Raw genomic sequence first — 14,545 nt, 5'->3', positions numbered from 1 at the left:
TCAGAAGGACGGCCGTTTCAATCCGGCCGCAAGGTAGGCTGAGGCTAACGTATTGGCCATCAGCATGGCAATGGTCATCGGGCCGACACCGCCAGGAACCGGCGTGATGGCACCGGCGGCCTCCGCCGCTTCGGCATAGGCGACATCGCCGACGAGGCGCGATTTGCCTTCGCCCTTTTCCGGCGCCGGAATGCGGTTGATGCCGACATCGATGACGGTGGCGCCTGGCTTGACCCAATCACCCCTGATCATCTCCGGCCGGCCGACGGCCGCGACAAGAATGTCGGCGGTGCGGGCAAGTGCCGGCAGATCCCTGGTGCGGCTGTGGGCGATGGTGACGGTGCAGTTGGCCGCAAGCAGGAGGTTGGCCATCGGCTTGCCGACGATGTTGGAGCGGCCGACGACGACCGCGTTGAGGCCGGACAGGTCCTTGCCGCGCACGCGCTCGATCAAAAGCATCGAGCCGGCCGGCGTGCAAGGCACGAAGGCGGTCTCGAGTTCGCCGGTGCCGAGCTTGCCGACATTGATGAAATGGAAGCCGTCGACATCCTTTTCCGGCGCGATGGTCTGGATGATCTTGCCGGCGTCGATATGGGCAGGCAGCGGAAGCTGCACCAGGATGCCGTTGATGGCCGGATCGGCGTTGAGATCGCCGATGATTTTCAGCAATGCCGGCTCAGAGGTTTCGGCCGGCAGCGTGTGCTGAACGGAATGAAAGCCGCACTCCTTGGCGGTGCGAGACTTGGACGCGACATAGACCTGGCTGGCCGGATCCTCGCCGACGATGACCACGGCGAGACCGGGCTTGGCCTTGCCTTTCGCGACAAGTTCGGCCGTCAGGGTCTTGACCGTGCGCACCACGTCTTCGGCGACGCTCTTACCATCAATCACTTCGGCCATGGACCACCCTCAACATCCGTTTCGCCCAAAGCAGCCGCATCCGAAAACGCGTCGCCCTGGATCCTTGTCTGACGCATGCCGCCACCCACGCACCCGGATCAAGCCCGGGGAGCGCATCTTCGGCAGCATGCAGCGCGGCATTTTCACGAAAATTCCAGCACGCAATCCCGTCAAAGCGCCGTCCCATGCCGTTTACGCGAAACCGGCATGTTTTTGTTCGGCAGCGCGAGGTATTTTGTGGCTCAGAAGTAACGGCGGCGCGCGCGGCTCTCGGTAAGTTCGCGGACCGCTTCGCGGAATTCGCGCAGGCTGGCGCGGATTTCCTCGATTGGAGCGTGCTGCTCGACGTCCTCCGCGGCCCGCGACGCCTCCACCGATGGCTCGTGCGGCCGAGATGCCTGCTGCGGCGAGGTGGGCTGCCGCGGATAGGCCGGAGAAGCGGGCTGAGGCGGATAAGGCATCGGCCCTGGCTGGAGCGCCGGCATGGGCTGCGGATAGGGATAGCCAGGTTGCTGCGGCACCGGCCAGGGCTGCGCCTGCGGATAGCCCATCGGCTGCGCGTAGGGATAGGCCTGCGGCCCCGGATACGGCCGCAGCGGCACCATCTGAGGAGGCAATGGCGGCGGCGCCATCTGCTGCGGATAGGGAACATGGGTACCGGGCCGGAACGGCGGTGGCGGGTAGGCTGCCGCAACCGGCTGCCGAGGCGCAAAGGCTGCCGGCGACCGGGAATAGAGGCTTTCCGTCGGTTTCACGTCGGTAAAGGGTGAAACCCATTCGACAGTATCGACGGTGTCCTCCTGCGACGGCTTGCCGGACACGGCCTTGCGCAGCGTCGACAGCAGCGCACTGATCCGACCGGGACCTTCGGGCGGCGTGACGTCAGCCTGCTGAGCAGGCGATGCAGGCGGTTGCGGCGCAGGCGGTGGCGGGGCCGCCGGCTGCGGTGCCGGTGGTTTTGGTGGCGGTGCTGCCTGATATGCCCTGTCTTCGCAAGGCGTCCGGCGTTCGTCCATGCCGCGGTCGCCGCGTGAACGCGATGTCGCCGTCTCACGCAGGCTCTCATAGGCGCCACGCATGGCGCCGAGGCCTATGCCGGAGGCAAAGCCCAGCAACAGGCCGGCAAGCGCCACCACGACCCGCGACGGCCCGTTCGGCTCTAGCGGCGCGAAGGCCTTCGAGATCACATTGATGTTGGCGGTGTTGATGTCCTTCTGCTCGCCGGTCTCCTTGGCGCGCAGCAGATACTGTTCATAGACGGAGCGCTTGGCGGCAGCCTCGCGCTCCAGTTCGCGCATCGACACCAGATCGCTGTTGACGTCGCCGCTGCGCACCTTCAGCTGCGCCAGGCGGGAGGCGAGATCCTGTTCGAGTTGGACCGCTCGCTTCAGGTCGACCTGCAGCGACGAGCCGATGCGATGCAGCTCCGTGGCGATCCGGTCGCGTGCACCGGCAAGCTGGGCATTGAGCGCCTGGAGTTCGGGGTGACGCGGGCCGAAGCGGATGGCGGCACGGTCAGCTTCCTGCTTGAGCGACGCATATTGCGAACGCAGATCGCTCATCGTGTTGGAGTTGATCTCCTCCGGCAAGGTGCCGGTGAGAACCGAGTTGACGTCGACCGAACGCGCCGAAGCGGCCCGGGCGTTGAGTTCCAGCGTACGGGCGCGTGCGACCGACAGCTGCTCGTTGAGCTTCAGCATCTCGTCATCGCTGATCAGGTGGCCCTGCGCGTCGACAAGGTCGTGCGTGGCCCTGAAATCCTCGACCTTGCGTTCGGCCGCCTCGACGCCCTTGCGCAACTCGTCCAGCCTTCCCGTCAGTTCGTCGGTGGCGCGGCCGGCGGTATCGGACTGGATCTGGCCGAAGGTCTGCAGGAAGACATCCGTCATCGTGTTGGCGATGAGCGCCGATTTCTCGCCATTCTGCGTGGTGGCGCTGACGGTGATGACGAAGGTCTTGCCGCCGCGCTCGACCGAGAGGCTCTCGCCCAGATTGCCGACGGTAAGCGCCCGGCGGCGGGCGTCGTCGACACCGCCCGGCCCGTCATGGCGCGACAGGATGGAGCGGACGAGCGACATGACGCCGAGGCCGCCGCTGCCTTGCCCATTGAATTCCGGGTCGTTGACGAGATTGAGCTTGTCGACGACCTTGTTCAGAACGGTACCGGACGTCAGCACGCGGACCTGGTTTTCGACGATGGCCAGCGTGGCGTCGGAGGCGACGACCGACTGGGTGAGGTCGCGGTCCGTGAGCTTCAGGTCGCGCGGATCGACGATCAGTTCGGTGGTGGCTTCGTATTTCTTCGGCGTCGACAGCGCGATGGCAATGCCGAGACCGGCGCCCAGTATCGTCGTCGTCACGATCAGCAGCTTCGACTTGCCAACACCGCGAACGACCTGCATCGGATCGATCAGCGGCTTCCATTGCTGGCTGTCCGCGCCGTCGTTGTGGGGCGCCCGCGCGTCGCCTGAATGGTAAGGTTCGGATGCGCGATCGGGACGATAGCTGCCTGCGGTTTCGGCGGCAACAGACCCTGTCCGTGACGTGGTTTGTGCGTAGCCCGATGACGCCGATCCGGTTGCTGAAAAATCGGCGGCGGATGGACCGCGCTCGGGCGACATCTGCACAGACGAAGCAGCCTCATGGCCAGCCTGATACCCGTCTGTTGCGACAGCATCCGGCAGCTTCGGGTTCGACCGCGGCTCGCGCCGTGAGCGGGCGAGGCGATGGCGCGCGGCGGCATCCTCGCGCCATGACCGGTCCGCCCGATCCCCGATCTTGACCAGGGACGCATCGGGTTCGTCGTCGCCGCGCACAGCCTGGCCGAGCGCCAGCAACGAGCGCTCGCGCTTCCAGTCTTCACGGTTTTCCCTGTCGACCATCGTCTGGAGCTTTACTCTTGGCGGCGTGCAAAACGGCGGTTGGCCATTCGTTAAGCCACGCTAAACAGGCATGGAAAACAAAAGGTTAATTTTCGCGCGCCGGAGCCGCGCTTTCTTCTCCCCGCTTGCGCCTATTTTCAACGCGTCCCTCAGGCTCCAGAACGGCACGTTAAGTTTTCCGCCCTAGGCTCTCCCTGGAGACATGACACAGGCCAGTGACATACCGCAAAGGCGGCCCCTCGCCCGGATCGGCATTTTTGTTGCCGAACGACGGGGGCTGCTTCTCGACTATCTCTCGGCGATCAGCGGCGCCGGCGGGAGACTGGTGTTTTCACTCGCCTATTTCATCGCGCTGGCCAACACGCTGTCCATTTCCGAGTTCGGCATGTTCGCCACCGCATCGGCGGCCGGCGTCATGCTGTCGCGCATCCTCGCCTTCGGTTTCATCTCGGCGCTCTACCGCACAGCCGCCATCCGCCCCAATCTGATCGGCACCTTCACCGCCGGCTTCCTGCTGCTCGGCGTGCTGTCGCTGCCGCTGCTGGCCGCGGCCTCGTTCGGCGTCTATCTGATTTTCTTCGCCGACACCGTGCCGCTGTCGGTGTTTGCGGCAATCGTCTTTGCCGAAGCGCTGTTGTGGCGGCCGGTGGAGGTGGCGCTGATCGTCAACAACGGCCTGGGCAAGTTCGGCCGCGCCGCGCTGCTGGCCATCCTGGCGACGGCGCTGCGGGCGCTCGGCGCGGTGCTGTTCATGTTCGGGGCGCAACACAACGTCTGGATATGGTCGTGGTTCTATATCGGCGCCAATGCCGCCTCGCTGCTGATTGCGTTCGGCTTCTTCTACCCGCGCCAGCGGTTGCGGCTGCGCATCGAGCTTTATCTCCGGCGGCTGGCCGATTCCATCTATGTGGCCGGTGCCGAAGTGCTGTTCTACCTGCAAATGGAGTTCGACAAACTGCTGGTTCTGGCGATCGGCGGGCCGCATCTGGCCGGTATCTACGCCATCATCATGCGGCTGGTCGACCTGACGGCCATCCCGATCCGCACCTTCTCGATGATGCTGGTGCAGCGCATGATGCGCGCGCCGGAACTGCTGTCGCGGCTGGCGGTCAAGAGCGGCATCGAAGGCGGCGTGTTCCTGGTCTCGACGCTGGCGCTGCTGACGCTTGGCATCGTGCTGCATTTCTTCCCCAACGCACTCGGCAAGAACGTCGCCGAGGCCGCCCCGCTGGTGGCGCTGGCGATCTGCGTTCCGGGACTGCGCAATCTGGTCGAATACCAGGCCGAGCTTTTGTTCGCCCGCGGCCAGACGCTGGTGCGGGCGCTCAATCTCGGCCTGCTCGCCGGGCTGAAGGCACTGTTGCTGACCTATGTGCTGACGACCATCCTCGACACGCCGAACCTGGTGCTGTCGCTCAACGTCGTCTTCCTGCTTCTGTATCTTGCCTCGGCGCTGCTCACCTATTCGGCGATGCGCAAGCCGGCAAAGCCGGTTTAGGTACCGTCGACAGTCAGCAGTCAAGCCCGATCAGACGGCGGATGCGGCCGATGTCGGTGCCGATGAAAGACTGCATTCCGATCGCCACCTGCTCCGGCGCCATCTCCGCAACGAAGCGACGGAACTCGTCATCTGACAGGGCCTCGCCTGTCCAGTGGACGCGGCAGAACTCCTCCGAGCCGTGGAAGTGGCCCGCACCCTCCAGCAGGTCGTCGACGTAGCGGCCGTAGATCATGCATTCGGAGAATTTGCGCGCCGAGCCGACGACCTCGACCCAGCCCCGCGCATGGACCTTCTCGATCTCGCCGCACATGGCCAGCACGGTGTCGCGCCGCCACGCAATCAGCGTCGAGATATAGTCATGGACCGATGTCCGGGACGGGTCGATGCCGAGCGCCGCACCGGCGTTGCGCGACCAGATGCGATGCTCGTCATGCCCTTCGTCCGCAAGCACCCCATCGCGGCGAAACAGCCGCGCCTTGCCGTCGCGCCAGAAGGCGCCGCAGTCGAAAGGTTTGACGAAGGCGACGTCGGAATCGCAGAAGATCAGCACGTCTTCCCCGGCGTGCGCTGATATCGCGATGCGGCGCAACTGCTGCACGTGCCAGCCGCGCAGCGGCTGGGTCTTCAGGCTGAGCCAGACGCGCCGGCGAAACAGGCTGAGCGGATCGTCGAAAGCATGCAGCCAGCGCGGCAGCAATTCCCGTTCATCGACGACGCTGCGGCGGCCGGTTTCCAACTGACGGAAAAGCCTGACATCGCGATGTTCGACCAGGATATAATGGTGCGCCGCGCCGGAAACATGGCGGTCAAGCGTTTCGCACAACAGGCGGCAACGCTCGAAATCGGGCGCATAGCTTGCCGTCACTATCGCCGCCGTCGGCATCTGCCGAAGCAGGCTTGGCTCGACGACGGCGCCTGGAACGAACCGGCTGTTCAATGGATGTCTCCCGCCGCTTCGGAGGCGCGCGAGAATTTCTGCCTGACGACGCGCAGCAGGAACAGTGGATTGCCGACCACATAGCGGCGCCACAGGCGGCCCGGTTCGACAGCCAATCGAAACAGCCATTCGAGGCGCAGCCGGCGCATCCACAAGGGCGCGCGCGGCACCGCGCCGCTGAGGAAATCGAGCAGCGCGCCGACAGCGATCGGCAGTGTGCAGTGGCGCGCGTCGATGTGGCGCGCGATCCACAATTCCTGGCGCGGTACGCCCATGGCGACGAGCAGCACGTCCGGCCGCAGGGTCGCAATCCGTTCGACGATCTCCGGCTCCTGCGCGGCGGAGAAAAAGCCGTCGTGGATGACTACGAAATTATGTTGGACGGCAATCGCCGCCAGTTTCTTCGACGCCGCTTCGGCATTGACGCGCGTGGCCCCGAGCAGAGCCACAGTCAGCGGCCGGGTTGAGGCCTGCAGGAAGGCCGGCACGAAATCGGTACCATTGAGATTGTCCGGGAACGGCGCGCCGTAGAGGACTTTCGCCGCGAGATCGACACCGATGCCATCAGGCAGGATGAGAAAGTCATCCAGCGCCTCGGCGAAGACCGGATCCGTGCAGGCCATGTTGGCATTGTGGGCGTTGAGGAAGGTGACCTTGGTAAAACGGCGCTCTCTGGTCAACCGCGTCAGCAGGGCCATGGCCTCGTCCCAACGGATCGCGAGCACCGGGATGCCGAGGATCGTTCGCAAGGTGTCGCGCCCCGAAGCGGCGCGGGTGGAATGCATGTTCATGCAAACGCCTCCAGCCTGACGGGCCCGAGGTTTTCGAGACCGAGCCGGATGGCGGCATCGAGCGCCTTCACCTGCGAACGGCGGAATGCGCTGCCGTCAACGTCCCGAATGTCGGCCGCCGCGGCCTCCAGGGCGCTGGCGAAGGCGGCGGGATCGTCGGTGACGACGCAATTGGCCGGGCGATGGTCGATGCCGCGCAGCGAGCGGCTGGTGGCGACGGACGGCAGACCGAGCTCGAAGGTTTCGATGGTCTTCAACTGGACGCCGCTGCCGGCGGTGCTGATCAGCGGGATGACGGCAGCGCCGCGCACGAAAGCCTGCGCGTCGGGCACGCGGCCGACGAATTCGACACCCGGATGCTTCGACGTGACGCCCGACGGCATGCTGCCGGCGATACGGATGCGGAAACCGGGCCGCAGGTGCGGCACCACCTTGCCCAGGAACCAGTCGAGGCCGATGCGATTCGGCTGCCAGGTCCAGGTGCCGATCAAGGCCGCGTCGCAGTCGATGCGGCGATGGCCTTTCGGTTCGGCCACCTTGGCGCCGGTCACCAAGGGCAGCACCGCCGAGCGGTCGTCGGAGGCGACGCCAAGGGCCGCGCGATCTTCCTCGGCCAGCGTGAAGACGAAGCGTGCGCGCCGGCAGAGACGCTCTTCCATGGCCTTGAGCAACCTCGCCTCTCGGCGAAACAACAGGCGCTGGAAAAGGCTGCCGGCGGCAGCGGCGTTCTCCCGCGCCGAAAGATGTTCGACATTGTGGGCGACGAAGATCGAAGGCCGCTCAGTGAACAGCTTGTCGAAGGCGCCGGCGAACTGGACGGAATTCAGCACATAGCCGTCGACCGGACCGGCACGTTCGACAGCGGCGAGGACTTCGCTGTCGGGCACGGCGCGCAACTTGACCGACGCGAAGGTGAGGCCCGAGAGCAGCGCCTTGCCGACCCAGGCCAGCTTCTGCCGCGCGGAGGCATTGTCCGTGCGCACGTCGATCGCACCCAGCACCACGGTGTTTTCAGGATCGGCCGCGGGTTTTCCCGGCCAGGTGAAGCCGATGACGGTGACGCGTGCGCCGGCGCGCCGCAAAGCAGCGATGATTGCGGCGTTGGCGATCTCATAGCCCGAGGCGAGAGCGCCGTCGGGCACGATCGATGTGGCGAACAGCAGATGCATCTCACCTATCCTATGGGTGTAGCCGGTAGCAAAGTGCGGTGAACCCTTGATTAAGCGAGCACGATCAGCGACCGAAAGCCCCTGCCTGGCGGGCTTCTCCGTGCAAGGTGATTAACGAAACCTTATCACCGTGGTGCTACCAGAACCCAACTCACCATGTGGCTGGACACGTATGATCCCTTTGCCATCGGACGCTTCGGTATCCATCGCGGGACGCTCGCCCCGGCTTGCCGCCGAGGCTGTCGAAGCTGTCGTCACCTTGCCGACCTTCAAGCGGCCCGAGCAGGTGCTGGAAACGCTGGCGTCGCTGCGCGCGCAGCGGACCGCCAGACGCTTTGCCGTCATCGTCATGGAAAACGAAGCCGAGGCACGTGCCGGGGCCAAGGCGGCGCTGCCGCTGTTCGAGCGCGGCGAGATGTCAGGCATGGTCATCATCGCGCATGAGCGTGGCAATTGCAGCGCCTACAATGCCGGCTGGCAGACGGCGATCCTGCAATTCCCGAACTTCAAGCATCTGCTGGTCATCGACGATGACGAGATCGCCGATCCGCTGTGGCTGGAACGGATGTGCGGGGCAGCCGAAACGCTCGGCGCCGATATCGTCGGCGGTCCGCAGGTGCCGGACTTTGCCGACCCGACCCATTCGAGGTGGGCGGAGCATCCGGTGTTTGCGCCGCCCTATCCGGAGACGGGGCGCGTGCCGGCGCTCTATTCGTCCGGCAATCTTTTGATCGGGCGCAACGTCCTGACCGCCATGGGGCCACCCTTTCTCGATCTCAAATTCAATTTCATGGGCGGCGGCGATTCCGATTTTCTCAGCCGGGCGGCGCAGCGCGGCTTCGTGCTTGGCTGGTGCGCCGAAGGACAAGTGCGTGAGACCGTTCCTGCCCGGCGTGTCGAAGCCGACTGGATCCGTGCCCGCAGCCTGCGCAACGGCGTGATCTCGACACTGGTCGAAAAGAAGAAACGCGCCGGCACGCCGCTGGCCGGCGCAAAGGTGTTGCTGAAGAGCCTGGCGCTGCTTGCCGCCTCGCCGTTTCGCGGCGTGCTCCGGTTGGCGCGGACAGGATCGCCGGCGATCGCCATCTACCCCGTCCATGTGGCGTTGGGCCGCGTGCTGGCCGAATTCGGATATGCCAATGAGCAATACCGCCAGCCTGAGAAAAACTGAGCGCGCCCCGCTCAGCGCGGCGTTCACGCGCGAAGGCGTGGCGACGACGATCGCAGCCCTGCTGTTCACCGTCATCATGGTGTCCTTCCGGCCGTTCCAGCCGGCCGGCGCCGAACTGACCGGCGAAGGCGGCGACATCGTCAACCAGCTTGGCTTCGGCTCGCTCGGCGCCATGTCGATCTTCTCGCTGATGGCCTTTGCCGATCCGCGCGTGGTGCGCTCGCTGCTCAGCCCGTCCTGGATGCTGATGCTGGGCTTCTTTTTCCTGTCGGTGGTAATGGCGACCGACCCGCCCTCGGCGATGCGCGCCGCCTCTTTCACGCTGATCGGCATTTTGACGATGGCGACGATCCTGGTCTTGCCGCGCGACGCCGAGGCCTTCTCAAAGGTCATCATCTTCACCGCCGTCGTGGTCATGGGCCTGTCCTATCTCGGCCTCATCGTCTTTCCGCACGAGGCGATGCACACCGCCGACTCACAGGAGCCCGAACATGCCGGCCTGTGGCGCGGCGTGTTCACCCACAAGAACATCGCCGGGCCGATCATGGCCTGTTTCAGTTTCGCGGGCTTGTATCTCTACCGGCGCGGGCAGCGGCTTTGGGGCGGGGCGATCTTTGGCGCGGCGATGATCTTCATGCTGCACACCGGTTCCAAGACGACGGCCGGGCTGGTGCCGTTCTCGATCCTGATCGTGATGTTTCCGAGCCTGATGGGCATGCGGCTCGGCACGCCGATCCTGTTTGCGCTGGCGATCATCGGCACGGCGGTCGGCACGCTGGGCATCGTCTTCCTGCCGCCGGTGAAACATCTGGCGGCGATCTATTTCCCCGACCTCACCTATACCGGGCGAACGACGCTGTGGGAATTCGCCGGCAGCATGCTGGCAAAGAAACTATGGACCGGTTACGGCTATGAAAGCTTCTGGGGAACGCCGCTGCTGCTCAACCAGGACCAGCCCTTCGACCGGCCGTGGGACATCAGAACCATCGTGCATGGCCATGACGGCTATCTCGACATCGCCGTGCTGATGGGCATTCCGGCACTTTGCGTCGTCGCCTACACCTTCCTCATCGCGCCGTTGCGCGACTACATGCGCATCCCACTGCGCAAGGAAAACATCTATCTCGGCGACTTCTTCATGATGGTGGTGCTGTTCACCGCGCTGAACGCTTTCCTCGAAAGCTTCTTCTTCCATCGCGGCGACCCGGTCTGGCTGTTCTTCGTGCTCGGCGTGCTTGGCCTGAGGCAAGTGTCGCTGCGGCCAATGGCAGTGCGCGATCCCGATCGCGGCTCGCGGTCTTCCCGTCCGACCTGACGGGGCTTCCCCACTGAACCGCGAGCGTCTATGTGAAGGCCTTCCTTCGGAGGGTTCCATGACGATCAGCCTCGTTCTCGCCGGCTGCGGCAATATGGGTTACGCCATGCTCTCGGGCTGGCTGAAATCCGGCAAGCTTCACCCATCGGCGGTTTTCGTGGTCGAGCCCAATGCCGACCTGCGCGATCGGGCGGCAGTGCTGGGTTGCGGTACGGCCGCCGATGCCGGCGGCATTCCAGCCGACGCCGTGCCCGATCTCGTCGTCATCGCGGTGAAGCCACAGGTGATCCGAGACGTCACCGCCGCCTACAAGCGCTTCGGCGACGGCCGCACCACCTTCGTCAGCATCGCCGCCGGAACGCCGGCCGCCACCTTCGAGGAGATCCTGGGCAACCGCGCGCCGGTTGTGCGCTGCATGCCCAACACGCCCGCTTCGATCGGCAAGGGCATGATGGTGGTGTTTTCCAACAGGCTGGTCTCCGACGACACCAAGCGTTTCGTCGCCGATCTTTTGTCGGCGAGCGGCGAAGTGGCCACCATTGACGATGAAGGCCTGATGGATGCGGTGACCGCCGTGTCCGGATCGGGACCGGCCTACATCTTCCATTTCATCGAAGCCCTGACCGTGGCAGCCGAAAAAGCAGGCCTGCCGGCCGCGACCGCCAGGCTGCTCGCCATGCAGACCGTCTACGGTGCTGCCTCGCTGGCCGCCGAAAGCGGCGAGGAGCCGGGCGTGCTGCGCCAGCAGGTCACCAGCCCCAACGGCACCACGGCAGCCGCCCTTGGCGTGCTGATGGGCGAGGACCGGCTGACCAATCTGCTTACCCAGGCGGTGGAGGCGGCGCGGCTGCGGTCGATCGAACTGGGGAAGTAAAAACTCAGTTCGTCCCGTAAAGCATCTCGTCCTGCAGCCGCCGCAAGGCGAACAGCCTGGTCGTCTGGTCGGGCATGGCATTGTCGGCGGTCAATAAGTCGCCTTTCCTGACCGGCTTCAGCACCTTGCCGCCCTCGAGCAGGCCGACCGGCACGGCGCGCTGGGCGCGAGCTTCGCCGACGGTCATGGTCCAGGAGCGGTAGCAGGTCTCGCCGATCGCATCGAAGGTCTCGCCGGCGGCGAGATCGCGTTTGGCAACGGCGCACACCTCGGCCACCGGCTTTGGCAGCGGCACCATGTCGGGCTTGCCGAAAAGCACGATGCGGGCCGCGGTCAGCGGCACTTCCAGCGAGGTCAGATGATAGGGCCGGAACAGGCTGTAATAGGGGCCGTGGCCGATATGCAGATCGTCCATGCGCTCGATGATGCGCGGATGCGTCGCCTCGACGATGACGAAGACGCCGGGCGCGACGCCCTTGCCGACCGTGTAGTCGACGACACCTTTCTTCAACAGGAGCCCACCATCCTCGCGCGGAATGAGCACCTTGGCGAGATCGTCGCGATCGGCCTTCGGGCCATGCATGCCGGGCACATCGGGCACCAGCCCGGTGGCGTTGGCGATGGCGCACATCTCGACCATGGTTTTCGAGCCGTCGACGAACTCGACCAGCATGCGCGGGTTCATGTTGCGGCGGATCGCTTCCTCGCGATAGTCGTCGGGAACGGCATCGTGGTTGAGCGGGTTGTTCTTGCCCTTGCCGGCCGAGACGATGGTGTAGCCAAGCGCGGTCGCAAACTCGATCAGTTCCATGCAGCTCGACGGCTCGTCGCCGGCGCCGACCGAATAGACGACGCCAAGCCGGTCGGCCTGCTGCTTCAGGTAGCAGCCGATGGTGACGTCGGCCTCGACGTTCATCATCACCAAGTGCTTGCCGTGCTCCATCGCCATCAGGTCGAAATCGGCGGCGACACCCGGCTTGCCGGTGGCATCGATGACGACGTCGATCAGCGGATTGGTCACCAGCATCTCGTTGGAGGTGATGGCGATCCTGCCGCTCTCGATGGCGCCGGTGACTTTCGACGCGGTGTCGGCTTCGACCGCCATGGCTTCATCGCCATAGGCAATACGAATGGCCTCGCGCGCGGTGTGCGGGCGGCGTGTCGAGACGGCGCAGACCGAAATGCCCTGCATCAACATGCCTTGCGTGACCAGATCGGTGCCCATCTCGCCCGAGCCGATCACGCCGATGCGCACCGGGCGGCCCTCGGCGGCGCGCCTGGCGAGATCGCGGGCAAGCCCGGTCAGGGCGACATTGGTCATGCAGGGTTGTCCCATGGTTTTTTGATTGGAGGCGGCAATAGCAGGGAACCGCCCCCTTTTGCCAACAAAACCGCAAGCCGGCGGCAATTTCTCGTCGGTCAATGCGGGCGCAGGCAGGCATGACGATGGTGGACAGAGGACGACACGTCGATCGCGTCGTCGGCAGGCTGGGCTTCAGACCACCCTGACATAGCTCGTCATTCCCGACTTCTGGTGCTCGATGATGTGGCAGTGCAGCAGCCAGTCGCCAGGATTGTCGGCGACGAAGCCCAGGCTGACCTTCTCGTTGGGCTGGATGAGATAGGTATCCGAAATCAGCGGCTGAACCTGGCGCGTCGAGGACGACAGAACCTTGAAGCTCATGCCGTGCAGATGCATCGGATGCGATTGCGGCGTCAGGTTTTCCATGTCGATGACATAGCTTCTGCCGAGCTTCAGTTCTGCCAGCGGCGCGGTCGGATCGGGCGTGTCGCCTGGCCACGGCACCTTGTTGATGGCCCAAAAACTGTAGCCAAGCGAACCGCAGATGCCATCGCTCGGAACATTTTCCGCCGTGGCGCTGAGCGCCAGGGAAATATGCTGGGCGCTGGCAAGATCCACCTCCGCCACCGGATTGACCTCGAGGGGTGCGACATCCCGAATGGCACGCTTGAGCGAGCTTCCAACCGCGCGCAGGGTCGCTAGCACCTTGGGCTTGGTGCCCCTGACGTCTCGCAGGCCGACGATCGCGCCCTCGTCGTCGGGCATGCGGATGGCCAGTTCCATGCGCTGGCCGGGCCCAAGCAGCAGGGCATCGGGAGCAAACCGCTGCGGCACCGGATTGCCGTCGAGCGCCATGACGGTGGCCTCCGCGCCATCGACGAGAAAAGCATAGATCCGCGTGACGTCGGTGATGGCGACCCTGAGCCGCACCAGCCCGCCGGCCGGCGCATCATATTGCGGCTGATCGAGCCAGTTGGCGGTGCGCACGGTGCCGTAGGTGCCGGTTCTTGCCGCATCGCGCGGCCGGAACTGGTCGATGAACTGGCCGTCGTCGCCGAGGCGCCAGTCGCGCAGATTGATGACCATTTCGGCATCGAATTGCGGATCGCCGGGGTTCTCGACCACGATCACGCCTGTCAAACCGTGGCCCATCTGGGTCAGCGTGTTGCAATGCGGGTGGTACCAGAAGGTGCCGGCGTCGGGCGGCGTGAAGGCGTAGTCGAAATGATCGCCGGTATAGACGTAGGGCTGGACCAGAAACGGCACGCCATCCATCTTGTTCGGCACGCGAATGCCGTGCCAGTGGATCGTCGTCGGATCGTCGATGGCGTTGACGAGACGCGCGGCGAAGGGCTCGCCTTTTTTCATTCTGAGCACCGGTGGCATTCCGGCGTCGCCATAGCTGAGCACATCCCTGGTCTGGCCGACATCCATCAGCTTGGCCTGGGTCTTGGCCGTCCGCAGCACCACCGGCTCAGGCCTGGCAGCGGCCCAGCCGCCAAACCTGCCCATGACTGAGAGCCCTGCCCCGCCAGCGCCGGCAATCGCTGCCGTTTTTAAAAGTCGGCGGCGTGTGAGTACGGTCATTTGGCGCTCCAACTGCAAAGACGACTGCCCAGAATGCCGCCGTCATGCCATGGATCACAAGCCGGAAACCAGCGCAAATGCTGCGTTCGGTATGGTGTGTACCAGGGTCGGCCAC

The 14,545-nt window shown here is 64.9% G+C and carries 11 protein-coding genes; 4 read left to right on the top strand and 7 right to left on the bottom strand.

Annotated elements, in window-relative coordinates; translation table 11 throughout:
• Both folD and ACFSQT_RS19400 read right to left on the bottom strand, forming a co-directional pair.
• Entirely contained in the window at positions 1-900 is a 900-nt protein-coding gene (gene folD, locus ACFSQT_RS19405) for a bifunctional methylenetetrahydrofolate dehydrogenase/methenyltetrahydrofolate cyclohydrolase FolD (RefSeq protein WP_379021112.1), read from the bottom strand.
• Positions 901-1,142: 242 nt separating this feature from the next.
• Positions 1,143-3,782, bottom strand: a complete 2,640-nt coding sequence (locus tag ACFSQT_RS19400; RefSeq protein ID WP_379021110.1) for a Wzz/FepE/Etk N-terminal domain-containing protein — start codon at positions 3,780-3,782, stop codon at positions 1,143-1,145.
• Positions 3,783-3,984: 202 nt separating this feature from the next.
• Between ACFSQT_RS19400 and ACFSQT_RS19395 the strand changes: the two genes are divergently transcribed.
• Positions 3,985-5,280 carry a lipopolysaccharide biosynthesis protein gene (locus ACFSQT_RS19395; protein WP_379021108.1) on the top strand — a complete coding sequence of 432 codons (1,296 nt, stop codon included), beginning with the start codon at positions 3,985-3,987 and terminating at the stop codon, positions 5,278-5,280.
• A gap of 13 nt (positions 5,281-5,293) precedes the next feature.
• Here the strand turns inward: ACFSQT_RS19395 and ACFSQT_RS19390 are convergent, their stop codons facing one another.
• The 3 genes from ACFSQT_RS19390 to ACFSQT_RS19380 are packed head-to-tail and all read right to left on the bottom strand — an operon-like array spanning position 5,294 to position 8,180.
• Positions 5,294-6,220: a DUF6492 family protein gene (locus tag ACFSQT_RS19390; RefSeq protein ID WP_379021106.1), complete on the bottom strand. Its 927-nt coding sequence runs from the start codon at positions 6,218-6,220 to the stop codon at positions 5,294-5,296.
• Positions 6,217-7,011, bottom strand: a complete 795-nt coding sequence (locus ACFSQT_RS19385) for a WecB/TagA/CpsF family glycosyltransferase (RefSeq protein ID WP_379021104.1) — start codon at positions 7,009-7,011, stop codon at positions 6,217-6,219. Before ACFSQT_RS19385 ends, ACFSQT_RS19390 begins: the two co-directional genes overlap by 4 nt.
• Complete coding sequence (locus tag ACFSQT_RS19380; protein ID WP_379021102.1) at positions 7,008-8,180, bottom strand: glycosyltransferase family 4 protein; 1,173 nt, start codon at positions 8,178-8,180, stop codon at positions 7,008-7,010. Before ACFSQT_RS19380 ends, ACFSQT_RS19385 begins: the two co-directional genes overlap by 4 nt.
• A gap of 172 nt (positions 8,181-8,352) precedes the next feature.
• Here ACFSQT_RS19380 and ACFSQT_RS19375 point away from each other — a divergent pair, with 172 nt between their 5' ends.
• Genes ACFSQT_RS19375 through proC form a run of 3 tightly spaced genes read left to right on the top strand, consistent with a single transcriptional unit; the run spans position 8,353 to position 11,540 of the window.
• On the top strand, positions 8,353-9,351 hold the full coding sequence (locus ACFSQT_RS19375) for a glycosyltransferase family 2 protein (RefSeq protein WP_379021100.1): 999 nt from the start codon (positions 8,353-8,355) through the stop codon (positions 9,349-9,351).
• Positions 9,320-10,666 (top strand): O-antigen ligase family protein, encoded by a 1,347-nt coding sequence (locus tag ACFSQT_RS19370; RefSeq protein ID WP_379021098.1) that lies wholly within the window; start codon positions 9,320-9,322, stop codon positions 10,664-10,666. Before ACFSQT_RS19375 ends, ACFSQT_RS19370 begins: the two co-directional genes overlap by 32 nt.
• A 58-nt stretch (positions 10,667-10,724) precedes the next feature.
• Positions 10,725-11,540: a pyrroline-5-carboxylate reductase gene (proC, locus tag ACFSQT_RS19365; protein ID WP_379021096.1), complete on the top strand. Its 816-nt coding sequence runs from the start codon at positions 10,725-10,727 to the stop codon at positions 11,538-11,540.
• Between the two features lie 4 nt (positions 11,541-11,544).
• On the opposite strand, the gene ACFSQT_RS19360 is transcribed toward proC, so the two are convergent.
• On the bottom strand, positions 11,545-12,861 hold the full coding sequence (locus ACFSQT_RS19360; protein ID WP_379021094.1) for an NAD(P)H-dependent oxidoreductase: 1,317 nt from the start codon (positions 12,859-12,861) through the stop codon (positions 11,545-11,547).
• A gap of 174 nt (positions 12,862-13,035) precedes the next feature.
• Entirely contained in the window at positions 13,036-14,430 is a 1,395-nt protein-coding gene (locus tag ACFSQT_RS19355) for a multicopper oxidase family protein (protein WP_379021092.1), read from the bottom strand.
• Between the last annotated feature and the right edge of the window lie 115 nt (positions 14,431-14,545).

Source organism: Mesorhizobium calcicola (assembly GCF_042682105.1).
In the GTDB taxonomy this organism is placed as follows: Bacteria; Pseudomonadota; Alphaproteobacteria; order Rhizobiales; family Rhizobiaceae; genus Mesorhizobium; species Mesorhizobium calcicola.
This window is presented reverse-complemented; position numbering and strand designations above follow the sequence as displayed.

Excerpts from the sequence above, each read along its gene's own strand:
- folD (WP_379021112.1), bottom strand. The coding sequence starts at position 900 with ATGGCCGAAGTGATTGATGGTAAGAGCGTCGCCGAAGACGTGGTGCGC.
- ACFSQT_RS19400 (WP_379021110.1), bottom strand. The coding sequence starts at position 3,782 with ATGGTCGACAGGGAAAACCGTGAAGACTGGAAGCGCGAGCGCTCGTTG.
- ACFSQT_RS19395 (WP_379021108.1), top strand. The coding sequence starts at position 3,985 with ATGACACAGGCCAGTGACATACCGCAAAGGCGGCCCCTCGCCCGGATC.
- ACFSQT_RS19385 (WP_379021104.1), bottom strand. The coding sequence starts at position 7,011 with ATGAACATGCATTCCACCCGCGCCGCTTCGGGGCGCGACACCTTGCGA.
- ACFSQT_RS19380 (WP_379021102.1), bottom strand. The coding sequence starts at position 8,180 with ATGCATCTGCTGTTCGCCACATCGATCGTGCCCGACGGCGCTCTCGCC.
- ACFSQT_RS19375 (WP_379021100.1), top strand. The coding sequence starts at position 8,353 with ATGATCCCTTTGCCATCGGACGCTTCGGTATCCATCGCGGGACGCTCG.
- ACFSQT_RS19370 (WP_379021098.1), top strand. The coding sequence starts at position 9,320 with ATGAGCAATACCGCCAGCCTGAGAAAAACTGAGCGCGCCCCGCTCAGC.
- proC (WP_379021096.1), top strand. The coding sequence starts at position 10,725 with ATGACGATCAGCCTCGTTCTCGCCGGCTGCGGCAATATGGGTTACGCC.
- ACFSQT_RS19360 (WP_379021094.1), bottom strand. The coding sequence starts at position 12,861 with ATGACCAATGTCGCCCTGACCGGGCTTGCCCGCGATCTCGCCAGGCGC.
- ACFSQT_RS19355 (WP_379021092.1), bottom strand. The coding sequence starts at position 14,430 with ATGACCGTACTCACACGCCGCCGACTTTTAAAAACGGCAGCGATTGCC.